The following is a 17,472-nucleotide window of genomic DNA, read 5'->3' on the forward strand; positions in this document are numbered from 1 at the left end:
GGGGTCCTACATCAAGATTTGCGGGTCCACATCGATCGATACGAGCAGCTTGTGCTGCTTCACCGTCTCGTCGAGCACCGCCGCCGCCTGTCTGACAAGCTCGGCGACCAGGCTTTCCCCCCGATATTTTATCATGCATTGGAAGCGATATCTATCTTTGATCCGCGAGATGGGCGAGGCCACAGGCCCCAGCACCTCCAGCTCCTCCGTATCCCGGGGAAGCTCGGCAGCCAGCTGCTTCAGTCTGGAAGCCAGCGCTTCTCCGGAGCGAATCAGCAGCGGAACCTGCTCGTGAGACAGCGTAACGAGCACCAGCTGATGGAACGGCGGATAATTATGCAGCTTGCGCATCAGCATCTCCTTGCGCATAAAGCTCATATAATCATGGCGGCTGGCATGGATGATGCTATAATGCTCGGGCGTATACGTCTGCACGAACACTTCGCCCGGCAGATGATGCCGTCCCGCCCTTCCCGCCACTTGGGTCAGCAGCTGGAAGGAGCGTTCCGCGGCACGGAAGTCAGGCAAGTTCAGCACCGAATCGGCGGCGAGTGCGCCAACCAGCGTCACATAAGGAAAATCAAGCCCCTTTGCCACCATCTGGGTGCCTAGCAGCACATCGGCCTGCCGGTTGCGGAACAACGTCAGCCATTTCTCATGCGAGCCTTTCTCCGACGTCGTGTCCACATCCATCCGAATGACCCGGATGCCGGGAAACAGCTTGCCGAGCTCCTCCTCCACGCGCTGCGTGCCTGTGCCGAAATGCCGGATATGCTCGCTGCCGCATTCCGGGCACAAGGGAAGCTCGCGCTCCGCGTACCCGCAATAATGACAGCGCATCGCCCGCGAGCTCTGATGATAGGTCAGCGAGATGTCGCAATGCGGACACCCGGCCACATAGCCGCAGGTGCGGCACATAACGAACGTGGCATATCCGCGCCGGTTCAGCAGCAAAACGATCTGTTCCTTCTTGTGTAACCGTTCCTCGATCGCTTTATACAGCTCCCGGCTGAACATCGAGCGATTGCCGTTTTTCAGCTCCTCCCGCATATCCACGATCCGGACGGGAGGCAGCGGCCTTCCTTCCACGCGGCTCGGCATCGACAGCAGCTCGAAGCGGGGACGCTCGTCCGTTGCCAGGCGCGCCGCCTCGGCGCTTGTCCGGTACATGCTCTCCAGCGATGGCGTGGCGGAGCCCAGCACGACCGAAGCGCCATGCTCGCGGGCGCGGGCGATAGCCACGTCTCGGGCGTGGTACTTCGGACTCTCCTCCTGCTTATAGGTCGACTCATGCTCCTCATCGATCATGATCAGACCGATATTGCGAAACGGGGCAAAGATGGCGGAGCGCGCGCCGATCACGACGCTGACCTCGCGGCGCGTAATTTTGCGCCATTCGTCATAACGCTCTCCGTTCGACAACCGGCTGTGCAGCACGGCGACCCGGTTGCCGAATCTGCCCTTGAAGCGCTCCACCATCTGCGGCGTCAGCGAGATTTCGGGCACCAGCACGATCGCCTCCCGCCCTTCCTCCAGGCAGGTCTGGATCGACTGCAGGTAGACCTCCGTCTTCCCGCTACCCGTTACGCCATGAAGCAGAAATACGCGCTGTTCCCGGGACAGCACAGCCGAGCGGATGCGGTCGTAGACGCCTTGCTGCTCCGGCGTCAGCGGCAGCGGAGTTGTCGGCCGGAAGGTGCGGGACGCGTACGGATCGCGCTGCACCTCAACCTCCTCCAGACGTATCCAGCCCCGCTCGGCCAATCCCTTGACGGCCGAAGCCGTAATATGCAGCCGGGTCAGCAGCTCGGTCAGCTTGATCGGCTCCGGATGCTCGCGCAGGTAGCGCAGCACCTCCTGCTGCTTGGCCGCGCGGGCGGGAAGCTCGCTGATCCAGCCGTCCAGCTGCTCCGTATCATCAGGAGGGATCACGGTCAGCGCCTTCTTCACCGCCATCCGGTCCTTCACCATCTGCTGCTCCTGCAGGACGCCCTCCTCCAGCAGCTGCCGAATCCGCAGGCCGTCCTCGGGAAAACGTTCCAGCAGCGTCTCCAGCTCGATCGCTCCCTGTTTGCGCACATACCCGATGATAGCCTCATCCTGGGGCAGCAGCAGAGCCATGTCCATGAGCGTACGAGCATCTGCCCCGCCCGCCGGGCCGCTCGCAGCAGCGGCGGCCGCTGCCGGTCCCGTCTGCTGCCGACTGTCTGCAACCGTAATATGGCGTTCATACTTCGCCTTAAGCGCCCCCGGGATCATCGCTTGCAGCGCGGTAATATCGTGGCAGGCATACGTTCGCCCGATCCACTGGGCCAGCTTCACCAGTTCGGGCGTGAGCGGCGGCGTTACATCCAGCACCTGCCGGATCGCTTTCAGCTTATTCGGAGCCAGTGCCGAGTCCTCCAGCAGCTCGACTACAAAGCCCTGAACGACCCTGGGCCCGAAAGGCACGCCGACCCGGCTGCCGACGGCAATAAGCCCGCGCTGAGGCTCGGGCACCGCATAATCGAACGCACGGTTCGTTGGCTTGGCGGGGACGTCAACGATCACTTTAGCGATCATGAATCGGCCGCTTCCCCCTTCCTTTGCCGGTCGGCGATCAGATGAAGCAGACGCGAGGCCACCTCGCGCTTGCCCATCATCGGGAGCGCCTCGACCAGGCCGTCCGGATCATAGACGCGGACCACATTCGTATCCGTCCCGAAGCCGGCGCCTTCCATGGATACATCGTTGGCGACCAGCAGATCGCACCGCTTGCGGCGCAGCTTATCCATGGCGAACTGCTCGAGATTGCGCGTTTCCGCGGCAAAGCCTACGACAAACTGATGCGTTTTCCGCTCCCCGATCTGCTGCAAAATATCCGGATTTTTCACCAAAGTCAGCGTCAGCTCTTCCTCCGACTTCTTCATCTTATGTTCATGCCGCTCAAGCGGACGATAGTCGGCGACAGCCGCCGCCTTGATAATAATATCCTGGTCAGCCAGCCTGGAGAGCACGGCTTCCTGCATATCAAGCGCAGACTCCACGAGGACAAGCTCGGCGCCCGACGGGGCGGGGACCGACGCCCTGCCGCTGATCAGCGTGACCTTAGCCCCCATCCGAACCGCCGCCTCGGCAAGCGCATATCCCATTTTTCCCGACGAATCATTGGTCATATAACGGACCGGATCGATGCGTTCGACCGTCCCTCCCGCCGTCACCAGTACCCGCCTGCCTGCCAGCCGTCCGCGCTCGGCGAAATGCCGCTCGACCGCCTGCACGATATCCTCGGGCTCGGCCAGCCGGCCTTTGCCCACATAGCCGCAAGCCAGCTGACCGGTCCCAGGCTCGATGAAGCGGATGCCGCGCTCAGCCAGCGTCTGCATATTGCGCTCTACAGCCGGATTTTCATACATGTGCACATTCATCGCCGGCGCTACCAGGATCGGAGCCGTCGTGGCCAGCAAAGTGGTGCTCAGCATATCGTCACCGATCCCCAGCGCTATTTTCGCGATCGTATTGGCTGAGGCCGGCGCTACTACGACCAGATCGGCCCGGTCGGCCAGATCGATATGCTGCACGACCGCCGCGTCCTTCTCATCGAACGTATCCGTCGCCACCTCATGCCTGGATAAGGTCTGAAATGTAAGCGGCGTGACGAACTTGGTCGCTGAAGCGGTCATGATGACGCGCACCTCCGCTCCCGCCTGCGTCAGCTTGCTGCACAGCGCAGCAGCCTTATAGGCAGCTATGCCGCCGCAGACGCCCAGCACGATTGTTTTTCCGTTCAAGGCTTTCATGGACAAAACTCCCCTTCGCCTCGCGGCTTTCATTGAGTAAAAAAATAACAACCCGAAGGTTGTTTACTTTAAGTCTGCTTTTTCTCTGTCTTTTTCTTTGCTGGGAAGCTTCTCATACGAGATAAAATCTTCATAGATTTCTTCCAGCGCTTGGCCGACCTGTTTATGGGAGCGTTTGTTGCGCAGCTCGCTTTTGGCTCCGTCACGCAGCAAACGCGCGCGCTTGGAAGCGGCGACGACCAGCGAGTACTTGCTGTCCACTTTGTCCAGCAGTCGATCGATTGAAGGATACAGCATTATTTTTTCACCTCAGCCATCCATTGTTGAATTTTGCAAACCATGCGGTCCTTGCGGCAATGCTCGGCCGTGAGAATGCTGCGAATGCGCGAACAAGCGAGATCGACCTGATCGTTGACGATCGCATAATCGTATTGCTCCATCATCGCGATTTCATCGACGGCGACGGACATACGGCTGCGGATCGACTCCTCGGACTCGGTGCCTCGTCCCACAATCCGGCTTTCCAGCTCGGGCAGCGACGGGGGCAGCAGGAAAATAAACACGCCGTTCGGAAACTTCTGCTTCACCTTCAGCGCACCCTGGACTTCGATCTCCAGTATAATATCTTTACCGCTGTTCAGCGTGTCTTCCACGAATTTGCTCGGCGTCCCGTAGTAGTTGCCCACGTATTCCGCCCATTCCAGCATCTGGTCCTGATCGATCAGCTGTTGAAATTGTTCCCTTGTCTTGAAAAAATAATTAACGCCGTCAATCTCGCCTTCCCTCGGAGTCCGCGTCGTTGCCGATACCGAGTACACAATATCGGGGGCACAGGAGCGCAGCGCCTTGCAGACGGTCCCCTTGCCTACGCCGGAAGGTCCGGATAACACAATCAAAATGCCTTTTTCCGAAGGGGAAATCCCCACTTTACTCGTCATGATCATCGTCCTTATTGGAAAGTCGGTGTGCGACCGTCTCCGGCTGGACGGCAGAGAGGATCACATGATCGCTATCCGTAATGATCACAGCACGGGTACGGCGACCATAAGTCGCATCAATCAGCATATGGCGGTCGCGCGCTTCTTGGATAATTCGTTTGATCGGCGCCGATTCCGGGCTGACAATGGAAATGATTCGGTTAGCGGAGACGATATTCCCGAATCCGATATTGATAAGTTTGATCGCCATAATGTACGGTTCCCCCTGGTTCTTCGCACTCCTTCCGGACAAGCTTGAAGGGCGGCGCGAAGAAAAGTCATCCATTTTATTCGATATTTTGAATCTGCTCCCGCACCTTCTCCAGCTCCGCCTTCATGCCCAGCACAATCCCCGCCAGCTCGGCATGATTGGCCTTGGAGCCGATCGTGTTGACTTCCCGGTTCATCTCCTGAACAAGAAAATCAAGCTTGCGTCCGACCGGCTCCCTCTCCTCAAGAGTCCGGCTGAATTGGCCCAGATGGCTCTTCAGCCTCGTAAGCTCCTCATCGATGCTGGACCGGTCGGCCAGCAAGGCCACCTCCAGCGCCAGACGGGCCTCGTCGGGCTCCGGCTGCTCCAGCATCTCCCGGATACGCAGCTTCAGCTTGGCCGCGTAGTCCTTCACGACCTGCGGCGCCAGCCGGCCGGCCTGCTCAAGCAGCTGATCCAGCAGCAGCAGACGGGCGGAGAGATCTTCCTGCAGGGCCGCTCCCTCCTGGTTCCGCATGGCGGCCAGCCTGATCGCGGCTTCAGCGGCGCAGGCGGCCAGCTCGGCTTCCAGCGCCTCATCGTCTACATCCGGCTTGTCGCGGAAGGCGACGATGCCAGGGAGCGCCAGCAGATCATGCAGCGTCAGCTCGCCGGAGAGCGCAAGCTTCGCGCGAAGCGAGTCGGCAGCCTGCCGATAGCTCCCGGCCAGCGTCCAGTCCACTTCCAGAACCGGCGCCGCGCCGGGGTCCCGTTCCACAGTAACGAACACGTCGACGCGGCCCCGCTTCACATGCTGCTGGATCGCTTGCTTAACCGTGCTCTCGTAACGGCCGAATTCGCGGGGCATCCGGACCGCTACCTCGCAGTAACGATGATTGACCGACTTGAGGTCAATCTGCAGCCGGAACCCGGCAAATGAGCGCTCCGCTTGTCCGAAGCCGGTCATACTCGTTACCATGACTCTCACATCCGTTATCCTATTTTAATTCATTTTGCAAGAGGGGACAAGTGGGAAACGCTGCGGCCCGATTTCTCCCATACATAGCGGGTCAGCTCCACCGTCATCTCATAAGCCATAAACGGAGTCATCAGATAGATGCCGTTGAAATGACGAAGCGCCACGTCCAGCAGCTCGCGGGCAATCTGCACGCCCATCGCTCTGCCCTCTTCGCCCTTCAGCCCGCTCATCCGGCGGCGCACTTCGTCGGACAGCTGCACGCCCGGCACCTCATTGTGCAGAAACTCGGCGTTCCCCCCGCTGGCCAGCGGCGCGATGCCGATAAAGATCGGAACGTCCAGATGCCTGGTCTGCTCACGAATTCTCTCGATCAGCTCCGCGTCGTAGACCGGCTGCGTCATAATATAATCCGCGCCGGCTTCGATCTTGCGCTCCAGACGCTGCACGGCTTTGTCCAGATGCTTGACGTTGGGATTAAACGCCGCGCCTACGACAAACCCGGCCCGCTTCTTCAACGCCTTGCCCGAGAAGGCGATTCCCTCGTTCAGCTGCTTGATCATCCGGATGATCTCGAAGGAGGTCAGATCGTACACCGAGCTGGAGCCCGGCAGGTCGCCGAACTTGGCCGGATCGCCCGTAACGGCGAGCACATGGTCGATATCCAGCGCATGCAGTCCCATCATATGCGACTGCGTGCCGATCATGTTGCGGTCGCGGCAGGCGATATGAATGAGCGGGCGGATGCCTACCTGCTCCTGCACGAGCGAACCGAGCGCCATATTGCTCATCCGGGTGACGGCCAGCGAGTTGTCGGCCATCGTCAGCGCATCGGCCCCGACTGCCTTCAGCGCCGCCGCGCCCGCCATGAACTTGGCGATATCCAGATCGCGCGGCGGGTCCAGCTCCACGATGACCGTGACGCGCTCCTTCACCAGATCGACGATGTTCGGCTGCACCGGTTTCAAAGCTGCGGCGCTGCTTGTCAAGGCGGCAAGCGCCGCCGGCTGCTCAGCTCCGCCGGCCGGCGTTTTCTTGTCCGCCGCCGCATGCGGCTGGGGCACGTAGTCGGCCAGCGAAGCCGCGATAGCCGCGATATGCTCGGGCGTCGTGCCGCAGCAGCCGCCGACGATGCGCGCTCCTTGATCGACGAATCGTCTGGCCGTTTCGCCGAAATATTGCGGTGTCGCGGCAAAGGTGTACCGGCCGTCCACATAATCGGCCAGGCCCGCGTTCGGAAACACCGACATCGGCGGCGAATCCGCCAGGCCGGATACATGCTCCAGCGAGCGCAGCAGCCCGTTCGGACCGCTGCGGCAGTTGAAGCCCACGACGTCGGCTCCCGCAGCCAGCAGCCGCTCGAACGCTTCCTTGAGCGGCACGCCGTCCATCGTAGCGCCCGCGCCCTCCGTGGCGAACTGGCAGATGACCGGCAGCGGCGACAGCTTGCGAATCAGCTTCAGCACAAGCAGCATCTCTTCCAGATCGAAGAACGTTTCCAGCAGCAGACCGTCAACCCCGGCATCAATGAGCACCTCGATCTGCTGGCGCAAATCCTCCTTGATTTTGGCGGTGCGCACATTTTTCCGTTTGCCCGCCCGTATGGAGCCTACCGCTCCCACGACATACGCGTCATCGCCGACAGCCTGGCGCGCAAGCGCGACACCGGCCCGGTTGATCGCCTCCACTTCGCCCTCCAAGCCGAACTTGGACAGCTTCTCGCGGTTGGCGGAGAACGTGTTCGTCTCGATCAGCCTAGCGCCGGCTTCGTAATACCGCCGGTGCACGTCCCGAATGACGTCCGGCTTCAATAAATTCAGTTCCTCATAAGAGATGCCGACGGGAAAGCCCATTTGGTATAAATAGGTCCCCATCGCGCCATCCCCGACCAGCACCCCGCGGCGCAGCGCTTCTCTCAAATCCGGTTTCACACGAGGCTCCCCTTCCCCTGGTAAAGTCTAAGCCGGCCAATGCCGCCCTTAATCCTGCGGCGTCCACGTCCCCTTGAATACGGTGCGGGCCGGCCCCGTCATATAGACGCGGTTGTCCGCTTCGTCCCACTCGATCTGGAGCTCGCCTCCGGCCAGCGAAACGATGCCCTTGCGATCCATCCGGCCGGTCAGCACCCCCGCCACCAGCGTAGCGCAAGCTCCCGTCCCGCATGCCAGGGTGGGGCCGGCTCCGCGTTCCCACACCCGCATATCCGCATAGTCCCGGCTGCGCAGCGACGCGAACTCCACATTGGTGCGGCGCGGGAAGTACGGATGGTTTTCCAGCTCAGGTCCCCAAGCGTGCAGCTGGGCCGAACGCGCATCCTCCACAAAGATTACGCAATGCGGATTGCCCATGGACACGGCGGTAAATCTGAACTCGCGATCCCCCGCCGCAATGGGCTGCTCGATGATCGCGGCTTCGTCCAAAGTCGTCGGCACCGCCAGACCGTTCAGCACCGGCTCGCCCATATCGACGCGCACGCTGGCAACACGGCCCTTGTCCACCACAAGCCCTGTTCGCTGCGCGCCGGCTCCGATCGTCTCGATCGTCAGCTCGCGGACGGCCGCATCGACAAGCCCGTTCTCATATAAATAGGTAGCCGCACAGCGGATCGCATTGCCGCACTGCTCCGCTTCCGATCCGTCGGAATTTATAATACGCATCATATAATCAGCTTTGCTTGAAGGCAGCAGATACACCAGACCGTCGGCGCCTATGCCGAAATGGCGGTCGCACAAACGGACGGCTTGCTCGGCGGCGTCGGCAGGCAAGCTGTCCAAGCCGGCAAGTACGATAAAATCATTGCCCAAGCCCTGCATTTTGGTAAAATTCATCGTGAAAACTCCTAATTTTGCGGTTTACCCCCTACTATAGCGCAAATGCTCAGGGATGCATAGCGATTCCGCAAAATTTTACATCATTGCTCCCGAAATTGCAAACAGCCGGAGTGTCGGCCTAAGGCCAAAACTCCGGCTGCCGGCCGCGGAGACAGGTTTTGCGAACCTCCGCGACATGCTTAAGGTTTTGTTGACGGCTTACCGCACGACCGGCTTCATCGATCGGGGTCCGCCCTTGCGCCGCGACGATTTGCCGCGAGAGGTCGAAAGCACGCTGCCGATCCCCATCAGGAAGGTCGGAATACCCGCGAACAGGAGCACCAGCGCCCAGTCGGCAACGCCGAGAGGAACCGTCTTGAAGATCGGCTGGAGAGCGTCCACATAAAGCACGGGAATCATCAGCAGCAAGGAGGACGCTACGGCAAGCACCAGCCAAATGTTCTGCAGCGGATTCCGGTGGAAAATCGAGCGCGAGCTCCGGCAATCAAACACATGAATCAGCTGAGCCATAACGAGCGTTGCGAACGCTACCGTCTGCGCCTTCATCAGCGCTTGAGGACTGTCGGATGCCGCCGTCAGCGCGATATAGAAGGCGGCCAAAGTGCAGAGGCCGATCAGAATGCCGCGGCTGACGATCTTCCAACCGAGCCTGCGGGCGAAAATATTTTCTCTGGCGGAGCGCGGCTTCTGCGTCATCAGATCCTTCTCCGCCTGATCGACGCCAAGCGCCATCGCCGGCAGGCCGTCGGTTACCAGGTTCACCCACAAAATCTGGATCGGCACAAGCGGCAGCGGCAGCCCGGCCATCATCGCCAGAAACATCGTCATAATTTCGCCGACGTTGGAGGCCAGCAGATAGCGGATAAATTTGCGAATATTTTCGTAAATGCCCCGTCCTTCCTCGATCGCCGAAACGATCGTGGCGAAGTTGTCGTCCGACAGCACAAGCGCCGACGCCTCCTTCGACACATCCGTGCCGCTGATGCCCATCGCGATTCCGATGTCCGCCGCCTTGATCGCAGGCGCATCATTCACGCCGTCGCCGGTCATCGCCACCGTATGGCCCTTGCGCTGCAGCGACTTGACGATCCTCAGCTTATGCTCGGGCGAGACGCGGGCATACACATAGATATCCTCGACATGACGGTCGAGATCGTCATCGCTCATCGCGGCCAGCTGCTGGCCGTTCATCACCTTGCCCTCCTGCGGCAGGATGCCCAGCTGACGGGCGATGGCCTCGGCCGTCGTCTGGTGATCGCCCGTGATCATCACGGTCTTGATCCCGGCCCGGCGGCATTTCGTGATGGCGTCGCGGACTTCGCGCCGCGGCGGGTCGATCATGCCGGTCAGGCCGATGAAGACGAGCTGGCATTCCACCCCGGCCTCATCCAGCTGCCGGTCGGAATCCTTCAAGTCGCGGTAGGCGAGCCCCAGCACACGCAGCGCATTCTGAGCCATCCCGTCGGCGGCGGCGCTCACCTTCTGCTTCAGCGTCGGCGTGAACGGAATCACCCGGTCGTCCCACAACACGTATGCGCACTGCTGGATCAACAAATCGGGCGCTCCTTTCGTGCAGGCCATCCGCCCCCCCTGATGCTCCACGATGACGGACATCCGCTTGCGGTCCGAGTCGAACGGAAGCTCGAGCGTGCGCCGGTACAAGCTTTCCAGCGAGCTTTGCGTCAGCCCGGCCTTGGCCCCCAGCACGACGAGCGCTCCCTCGGTCGGGTCGCCCTTTATCGTCCACACGTCCGCTCCGTCCGCGTCCTTCTTCTTGCTCTCCTGCTTCTCCTGGTGCAGGGAGGCGTTATTGCAGAGCACCGACACCTGCAGCAGACGCCGCAGCATCTGATTATTGCGCAGGTCGACCGGCTTGCCCTCCTTCACGATCACCCCTTCAGGCTCGTAGCCGTCCCCCGTCACTTCCATCATCTGGCCGCCGACCCACAGATGGGTCACCGCCATTTTATTTTGCGTCAGCGTGCCTGTCTTGTCCGAGCAAATAACCGACGCGCAGCCCAGCGTTTCAACGGAAGGGAGCTTGCGTACGATCGCCTTGCGCTGAATCATCCGCTGAACGCCCAGTGCCAGGGCGATCGTTACAATGGCAGGCAGGCCTTCCGGTATGGCGGCTACCGCCAAGCTGACACCGGCCAGGAACATGCCGTACGGCTCTTGCCCGTGCAGGATGCCCGCAACGACAACCATGACCGTTAGCGCGAGCGCCACAATGATCAATATTTTGCCAAGCTGCTCCAGACGGCGCTGCAGCGGAGTTTCCAGCGCATCCGTATTTTGAATCATATCGGCGATCTTGCCCATCTCCGTCTGCATGCCGGTGCGTACAACGACGCCTTTCGCCGAGCCGCGCGTCATCATCGTCCCCATAAAACCGAGATTGCGCTGGTCGCCGAGCGGAATATCGTCCAGATCCAGAGCGGACGTGTGCTTGGATACCGGGACAGATTCGCCTGTCAGGGCAGACTCCTCCGCATAAGCGCCGGACGTTTCGATAAACCGGATATCCGCCGGGATACGGTCCCCGCTCTCCAGCACGACCAGATCGCCTGGCACAAGATCGCGGGCCGGGATGGACTCCAGCTTCCCCTCCCTGAGCGCCTTGGCGTTCGGCGCCGACAGCTCCTTCAGCGCGCGCAGAGAGCGTTCGGCGCGGAATTCCTGAAGGAAGCCCAGTATGCCGTTCATAATAATGATGGCGATGATCGTCACTGCGTCCAGATACTCGCCCAGCAAGCCGGATACCAGTGTCGCGCCCACCAGCACCAGCACCATGAAGTCTTTGAATTGGTTGAGGAACAGCGTGACCGGCGAGACGCTTTGGCCCTCCGCCAGCTCGTTTTTGCCGTGCGACGCCAGCCGCTTGTCCGCCTCCTCCCAGCTAAGGCCTTGCGAGGGTTCGGTTCCCGACGACTGCAGGATCTCCTCCGGCGTCCATTGATACCATGGTTTCTGACTCATCTGCTCTTTCCCTCCCAAAAGGTTGTCTAGCCTAAATGTATTCAGACAAGCCGCAAATTAGCACGGTTTCCTGCTTTGCCCCGAACTCTCTCCCGGCTGGGCGCGATTATGTCCCGGGCAGTCCGGGAGCCGCCGTTTCTCGGCAAATTAGGTATAAGTCAATTAAGGCCTTAAGTTTTTCGCCAAACTATGGCATGATAGGATGAGATTGAAACAGATTGGAGTTGTTGTCCCCCATGTCTTTCGACGGTCTCGTCATTCATGGTCTCGTTCAGGAGCTGCAAGGGCTGCTCCCGGGCCGTATCAATAAAATTCAGATGCCTTCCGGCAATGATATCGTGCTGCAGCTCAGGGCGTCCGGGAAAAATCTCAAGCTGCTGCTGTCAGCCAGCCCGACATATCCCCGGGTCCATCTGACCGAAGAAAATTTCATCAATCCGCAGGAAGCGCCGATGTTCTGCATGCTGCTCCGCAAGCATTGCGAGGGCGGCATCATCGAGTCGGTCGAGCAGTCGGGGATGGAGCGGGTGATCCGGTTAAACATTCGGCAGCGCGACGAGCTCGGCGACTTGAGCCTGAAAACCATGATCGTGGAGATCATGGGCCGTCACAGCAACCTGATCCTGCTCGATCCCGCCTCGAACACCATAATCGACGGCATCCATCATGTCACGCCGGCTATCAGCAGCTACCGGGTCGTGATGCCAGGCGTTACCTATGTGCATCCGCCCGAGCAGCATAAGACGAATCCGCTCGAAATTGAATCTGAGGACATGTTCAGCCGGCTGCTCGGCGATACGGCTCACATTCTTGTTGAGGAAGGACAGGCAACGGGCGGCAAGCTGTGGGAGCAGGCGCTGGTGCAGCGGTTCAGCGGCTTCAGCCCGCTGGCGGCGCGCGAGCTCGTCTACCGCGCCTGGGGAGGCGCCCCAGGCGCAGCCGTCGGCCCGGAGGCGCATGCCGAGGCAGAAGGCGCTTCCGCATCGGCTGAGGCTAGCGGATATGCCGAAGCCGCCCGGAAGCTGTGGCCGCATTTCCTCCGGCTCACGGAGCAGCTTCGCAGCGGGAAAACGGAGCCTGTGATCGTCACCGTACCAGACTCGGGCAAAAGCTATTTTTCCGTCACGGAGCTGTCTCATCTGCAAGGAGAAACCCGAAGATTCGATTCCATCAGCAGCTGTCTGGAAACCTATTACAGCGATAAAGCGGAGCGCGATACCGTCAAGCAGCGGGTCAGCGATCTGTTCCGGCTGCTCACAAACGAACGGAACAAAAATATCAAGAAGCTGGAGAAGCTGGCGGAAACGCTGGAGGATGCGCAGCAAGCCGACCGCTTCCGTATTCTCGGCGAGCTGCTGACGGCATCGATGCATCTGATCCGCAAGGGCGAGAGCCGTATCCAGGTGATCAATTATTATGACGAGGAGCAGCGCCCGATCGAGATCGAGCTCGACCCGCTGCTCGCTCCGTCGGATAACGCTCAGCGGTATTTCAAGAAATATACGAAAGCCAAAAACAGTCTGGCCGTCGTCGGCGAGCAGATGACTCAGGCTCGGGAGGAAATCGTCTACCTGGACAATCTGCTGCAGCAGCTTGCAGGCGCGGGCATGCAGGATATTGAGGAAATTCGCGAGGAACTGGTTGAGCAGGGCTACCTGCGCAGCCGGGGCAAGAAGCACAAGAAGAAAAAAGCGAACGCCAAGCCGCTGCTTGCCTGCTATACATCCAGCGAGGGCATCGCGATCTATGTGGGCAAAAACAATACGCAAAACGAATATGTCACCAACCGGCTTGCGCATAGCGGAGACACCTGGCTGCACACCAAGGATATCCCCGGCTCTCACGTCGTCATCCGCAGCGCGGAGTTCGGAGAAGCGACGCTGCTGGAGGCGGCGCAGCTCGCTGCCTATTACAGCCAAGCCAAGGAATCCAGCGGAGTGCCTGTCGATTATACGCTCATCAAGCATGTGCGCAAACCAAGCGGCGCGAAGCCCGGATTTGTGATCTATGATCACCAGAAAACGCTGTTCGTCACGCCGGATGCGGACAAGCTGAAGCAGCTTCCGATGACGATCAAGTAAACCGCTTCATATTGACCAACAACAAAAGGAGCTAGGCGGCCGGTTTCCGCTTAGCTCCTTTTGTTGTTGGCGAACCGCTCCAACCTATTCCAACCCGTTACACGGAAATCAGCGACATTTAGACAAGCAAATGAAGCGAAAAACGGACTGTATGGCTCGTTAAGGAGCTCCCGGTTCCGTTACAAATGAAAATCGGTCGATTTCATGCGCTTACGGTCGCTGATTTCCGTTACAACTCCGCTCCGTTGCGTCCCCGCCTGCTTCTGCGCACTCTCCGGACGAGGCCATGCGCGGCTCCAGCGGCTTCAACTTTCACAACATTACCCGCCGGTAATGCCAAGCCGCTTGCGCAGGTAAGCCTCAAGCGGCCCTTTCAGCTCCTCGCGCTCCAGCGCGATCTCGATGGTCGCTTCGATATAACCGAGCTTGTCCCCGACATCGTAACGCCGGCCCGTTATCGGATGCATGACCATCCGCTGCCGGCCGTTCAAGATGCGCAGAGCATCGGTCAGCTGAATCTCGCCGCCGCGTCCCGGAGCGCTCGTCTCCAGAATATCGAAGATATCCGGCGTCAGCACATAGCGGCCGATAATCGCCTGATTGGACGGGGCCGACTCGCGGTCCGGCTTCTCGATCAGATCCTCGATGTAGGCATAAGCGGACGCCGTCTCAGCCGGCGACAAAATGCCGTACTTGTGGACATCCTCCCAAGGCACCTCCTGCGTGCCGATCACCGACGTTTTCGTCCTGTCGAACAGATCGATCATCTGCTTGAGGCATGGCGGGTCGGATTGGATAATATCGTCGCCGAGCAGTACGGCAAACGGCTCGTCGCCGATGAACTTTCGGGCGCATAACACGGCATGTCCCAGACCGAGCGGCTGCTTCTGGCGGATATAATGGACATCGGTGAGATTGGAGATGGTCTGCACCAGCTCCAGCAGCTCGTGGTTGCCCTTCTCCTCCAGCACAGCCTCCAGCTCCACGGAGCGGTCAAAATGATCCTCGATCGCCCGTTTGTTCCGGCCCGTCACAATAATGATATCTTCGATGCCCGAAGATATCGCTTCTTCAACAATATATTGAATCGCCGGCTTATCGACGATCGGCAGCATTTCCTTCGGCTGCGCCTTGGTGGCCGGCAGGAACCGCGTTCCAAGCCCTGCGGCCGGTATAATGGCCTTGCGTACTTTCATAGCTGCTCTCCCTTTCGCTTATACAATTGATCGATGACCGAGGCTTCGATACGCCTAGCTCCGATCGGGGCATGGAATACGACGCCCCCGCGTTCTCCATGGTAATCGGAGCCTGCCGTGATCAACAAGCCATGCTCCCGCGCGATAGCGGCATAAACGCCCTCCTGCTCAGGGGTGTGGTCGGAATGGTAGGCCTCCAGCCCGGCCAATCCACGCGCCGCAAGCTTCGGAATCAGCTCGTCGCAGCCATACAGACCCGGATGCGCCAGCACCGGCGCGCCGCCCGCCTCGCGTATCCAGCGGATCGCCTCGGCAGGCGTAATGCGCGGAGGGTTGGCATAGGCGGCCCCGCCGCGGCCCAAATAGCGCTCGAACGCCTCCTCCATCGAGCCGACATAACCTTTGCGCACGAGCGCATCGGCAATATGCGGCCGCCCGATCGAGTCCCCTTCTCGCTTGAGCGAGCTGACCGACGCAAGGACGTCGTCCATCGTTATATCGAGCCCCAGCCCGCACAGCCGCTCGATAATCATCTCATTGCGGCGGTCTCTGACGCCGCGCAGCTGCTCCAGACGCTCCAGGAAAACGGAATTTCTCCAGTCAATCCAGTAGCCCAGCACATGGATATCGATGCCTTCGTGAATGGTGCTGATCTCAATGCCGGGCACTACCGTAATTCCATAGGTCTGCGCGGCGGCCAGAGCCTCCTCCAGCCCGCCGACCGTATCGTGATCGGTAACGGCTACCGCCGCAAGGCCCGCAGCGGCAGCCAGCTGAACATTATGCGATGGCGTCCCCGTTCCGTCGGACGCTATCGTATGCGTATGCAGATCCGCATAGGACATCATTCTGCACTCCTCTCTGGTATCAAACGCCATCAGCTGAGGTCCGCTTCTCTGCGTCCGCGGCTACAGCCACTGGCTCAAATCCCGCTCTCTCAGGAAAGTCAAGAAGGTAACGGCGGAGATGGGCAGCAGCGTAGAGCTCAGATAGATGGCATGGAAGCTGCGCGCGAAGCTGACATCCTGCACGTCCTTGACTTGAAGCACGCCCAGCGCGGCTTCATGCTTCAGCGAGGATTGCGATAGGATGGAGATGCCGAGCCCCGCTTCGACCGCCGATTTCACGGCGCCGGTGCTGCCGAGCTCCATGACGATTTTGAGCGACGATATGTCGCAGCCCGCACGGGCCAGCTCTTCCTCCATCACCTTGCGCGTGCCGGAGCCCTGCTCCCGCAGCACGAACGGATACTCGCGCAGCCGCTCGACCGGAACCTTGTCATATTCGCCGAGCGGATGGTCCTTCGGCATAATAAGCTTCAGTTCATCGCTGAGCACGGCTTCCGTATGCAGATCAGGATGGTTGACCTCGGCTTCGACGAGACCGAAGGTCAGCTGGTGGCTTAGAACCTCTTCCAGAATCTGCTTCGTGTTGATAACCTTCATACTGACGGAGATATGCGGATACTCCTGGCCGAACGGACCAAGCAGCCGCGGCAGGATGTACTCCCCTACGGTCAGACTTGCGCCCAGATGCAGCCGTCCCTCCAGCATATGGGTGAATTTGGACATGCCTACGTCCGTTTCCTTAATCAGATCGATACTGCGCCGTGCGAACGGCAATAAGGTGCGCCCCGCTTCCGTGAGCTCCACACGCTTGGTAGAGCGGATGAACAGCTTGGTGCCGAAATATTCTTCCAGCGATTGAATCTGCATCGTCACGGCGGGCTGAGTCATATGCAAGGCGCCGGCCGCATGAGAGAAGCTACCCTTCTCGGCAACCGTGTAAAAAATATGAAGTTGGTGAAAGTTAAGCGCCATCATGACCTCCGCAAAGCGTATTCCTCCAAATTATATATAATAACCTGCCCGGAGGCCAATGCATTCGCGCATTTCTTCAAAAAAAGAGCGGGCATGCCGTTCCAGCCGGCATACCCGCATGTTGCAAAAATGAACATCGAGCGGCTTTATCTCCGCTTGCGGCTGTTTTTGATAAGCGTCATCCGCCGGGAATGGCGCAGCCAGGAGTAATAGGAGCGAAGATCCCGCAGCTCCATTGTCTCGGACATTCTGCCCAGGAAGGTGATAACGATCATTTTGTAGACCGGCGTCTTCGCAAGGGACAGGCGCGATCCGTCCATCTCGGCAAATTCGGCCACCATCACCAGGTCGTCATCAATCAGAAATACATCCTGCTCATTTTTATAATAGGTACGGATAGAGCGGTTTCTCAGCTTGTTCCCTATAAATTCGGCAATATCGGCAAAGCCCGTTTTCTTCGATTCGATGCGGTCCGTCCAGCGGCTGCGGGCATGGTGGGTAATAATAATCTCCCCTATCACCCTGCTGCCGAGGGTCATCGGGCCGCTTCCGTTACGGGAATTGAATTCGCCTGAATTTAAGTGAGCCATAACAAACCCTCTTCCTATAAAAATAGTCCGTTCATCCTATATACATGCCTACT

14 protein-coding genes are annotated in these 17,472 nt (G+C 59.6%); 1 reads left to right on the plus strand and 13 read right to left on the minus strand.

The features are described 5' to 3' along the window. Window positions 1–6 precede the first annotated feature (6 nt). The 9 genes from priA to BLR08_RS21750 all read right to left on the minus strand — a co-directional run bounded on the left by priA (window position 7) and on the right by BLR08_RS21750 (window position 11,732). Window positions 7–2,562, minus strand: coding sequence for a primosomal protein N' (gene priA / locus BLR08_RS21710; protein ID WP_072334473.1), 2,556 nt, complete (start codon window positions 2,560–2,562; stop codon window positions 7–9). Then, window positions 2,559–3,779, minus strand: coding sequence for a bifunctional phosphopantothenoylcysteine decarboxylase/phosphopantothenate--cysteine ligase CoaBC (gene coaBC, locus BLR08_RS21715; protein ID WP_072334470.1), 1,221 nt, complete (start codon window positions 3,777–3,779; stop codon window positions 2,559–2,561). Before coaBC ends, priA begins: the two co-directional genes overlap by 4 nt. A gap of 63 nt (window positions 3,780–3,842) precedes the next feature. Then, window positions 3,843–4,076: a DNA-directed RNA polymerase subunit omega gene (rpoZ, locus tag BLR08_RS21720; RefSeq protein WP_072334467.1), complete on the minus strand. Its 234-nt coding sequence runs from the start codon at window positions 4,074–4,076 to the stop codon at window positions 3,843–3,845. Further along, a complete protein-coding gene (gene gmk / locus BLR08_RS21725) occupies window positions 4,076–4,717 on the minus strand; it encodes a guanylate kinase (protein WP_072334756.1) in 642 nt (213 codons plus the stop codon). The genes rpoZ and gmk overlap by 1 nt, the downstream gene beginning before the upstream one ends. Then, on the minus strand, window positions 4,707–4,967 hold the full coding sequence (remA, locus tag BLR08_RS21730; RefSeq protein WP_009672664.1) for an extracellular matrix/biofilm regulator RemA: 261 nt from the start codon (window positions 4,965–4,967) through the stop codon (window positions 4,707–4,709). Before remA ends, gmk begins: the two co-directional genes overlap by 11 nt. 76 nt (window positions 4,968–5,043) lie before the next feature. Next, window positions 5,044–5,925, minus strand: a complete 882-nt coding sequence (locus tag BLR08_RS21735; protein ID WP_072334464.1) for a YicC/YloC family endoribonuclease — start codon at window positions 5,923–5,925, stop codon at window positions 5,044–5,046. 29 nt (window positions 5,926–5,954) lie between these two features. Next, window positions 5,955–7,853, minus strand: a complete 1,899-nt coding sequence (locus BLR08_RS21740; protein WP_072334461.1) for a bifunctional homocysteine S-methyltransferase/methylenetetrahydrofolate reductase — start codon at window positions 7,851–7,853, stop codon at window positions 5,955–5,957. A 48-nt stretch (window positions 7,854–7,901) separates the two neighbouring features. Next, complete coding sequence (gene dapF, locus BLR08_RS21745; RefSeq protein ID WP_072334458.1) at window positions 7,902–8,750, minus strand: diaminopimelate epimerase; 849 nt, start codon at window positions 8,748–8,750, stop codon at window positions 7,902–7,904. 201 nt (window positions 8,751–8,951) lie between these two features. Beyond that, window positions 8,952–11,732 carry a calcium-translocating P-type ATPase, SERCA-type gene (locus BLR08_RS21750; protein ID WP_072334454.1) on the minus strand — a complete coding sequence of 927 codons (2,781 nt, stop codon included), beginning with the start codon at window positions 11,730–11,732 and terminating at the stop codon, window positions 8,952–8,954. Window positions 11,733–11,968: 236 nt separating this feature from the next. Between BLR08_RS21750 and BLR08_RS21755 the strand changes: the two genes are divergently transcribed. Next, window positions 11,969–13,813 (plus strand): Rqc2 family fibronectin-binding protein, encoded by a 1,845-nt coding sequence (locus BLR08_RS21755; protein ID WP_072334451.1) that lies wholly within the window; start codon window positions 11,969–11,971, stop codon window positions 13,811–13,813. Window positions 13,814–14,133: 320 nt separating this feature from the next. Here BLR08_RS21755 and galU read toward each other — a convergent pair whose 3' ends face one another. From galU to BLR08_RS21775, 4 genes are all read right to left on the minus strand, one after another. Further along, window positions 14,134–15,009 (minus strand): UTP--glucose-1-phosphate uridylyltransferase GalU, encoded by an 876-nt coding sequence (galU, locus tag BLR08_RS21760; RefSeq protein ID WP_072334448.1) that lies wholly within the window; start codon window positions 15,007–15,009, stop codon window positions 14,134–14,136. Further along, a complete protein-coding gene (locus tag BLR08_RS21765) occupies window positions 15,006–15,854 on the minus strand; it encodes a PHP domain-containing protein (protein WP_083537388.1) in 849 nt (282 codons plus the stop codon). The genes galU and BLR08_RS21765 overlap by 4 nt, the downstream gene beginning before the upstream one ends. A gap of 63 nt (window positions 15,855–15,917) precedes the next feature. Next, complete coding sequence (locus BLR08_RS21770; protein ID WP_072334442.1) at window positions 15,918–16,829, minus strand: selenium metabolism-associated LysR family transcriptional regulator; 912 nt, start codon at window positions 16,827–16,829, stop codon at window positions 15,918–15,920. A 146-nt stretch (window positions 16,830–16,975) separates the two neighbouring features. Continuing rightward, window positions 16,976–17,419, minus strand: coding sequence for a hypothetical protein (locus tag BLR08_RS21775; protein ID WP_072334439.1), 444 nt, complete (start codon window positions 17,417–17,419; stop codon window positions 16,976–16,978). Window positions 17,420–17,472 lie beyond the last annotated feature (53 nt).

It is taken from the genome of Paenibacillus sp. cl123 (assembly GCF_900101595.1).
GTDB lineage: Bacteria > Bacillota > Bacilli > Paenibacillales > NBRC-103111 > Paenibacillus_G.

Coding starts and splice junctions, on each gene's coding strand:
- priA (WP_072334473.1), bottom strand. CDS start 2,562: ATGATCGCTAAAGTGATCGTTGACGTCCCCGCCAAGCCAACGAACCGT.
- coaBC (WP_072334470.1), bottom strand. CDS start 3,779: ATGAAAGCCTTGAACGGAAAAACAATCGTGCTGGGCGTCTGCGGCGGC.
- rpoZ (WP_072334467.1), bottom strand. CDS start 4,076: ATGCTGTATCCTTCAATCGATCGACTGCTGGACAAAGTGGACAGCAAG.
- gmk (WP_072334756.1), bottom strand. CDS start 4,717: ATGACGAGTAAAGTGGGGATTTCCCCTTCGGAAAAAGGCATTTTGATT.
- remA (WP_009672664.1), bottom strand. CDS start 4,967: ATGGCGATCAAACTTATCAATATCGGATTCGGGAATATCGTCTCCGCT.
- BLR08_RS21735 (WP_072334464.1), bottom strand. CDS start 5,925: ATGGTAACGAGTATGACCGGCTTCGGACAAGCGGAGCGCTCATTTGCC.
- dapF (WP_072334458.1), bottom strand. CDS start 8,750: ATGAATTTTACCAAAATGCAGGGCTTGGGCAATGATTTTATCGTACTT.
- BLR08_RS21750 (WP_072334454.1), bottom strand. CDS start 11,732: ATGAGTCAGAAACCATGGTATCAATGGACGCCGGAGGAGATCCTGCAG.
- BLR08_RS21755 (WP_072334451.1), top strand. CDS start 11,969: ATGTCTTTCGACGGTCTCGTCATTCATGGTCTCGTTCAGGAGCTGCAA.
- galU (WP_072334448.1), bottom strand. CDS start 15,009: ATGAAAGTACGCAAGGCCATTATACCGGCCGCAGGGCTTGGAACGCGG.
- BLR08_RS21765 (WP_083537388.1), bottom strand. CDS start 15,854: ATGTCCTATGCGGATCTGCATACGCATACGATAGCGTCCGACGGAACG.
- BLR08_RS21770 (WP_072334442.1), bottom strand. CDS start 16,829: ATGGCGCTTAACTTTCACCAACTTCATATTTTTTACACGGTTGCCGAG.
- BLR08_RS21775 (WP_072334439.1), bottom strand. CDS start 17,419: ATGGCTCACTTAAATTCAGGCGAATTCAATTCCCGTAACGGAAGCGGC.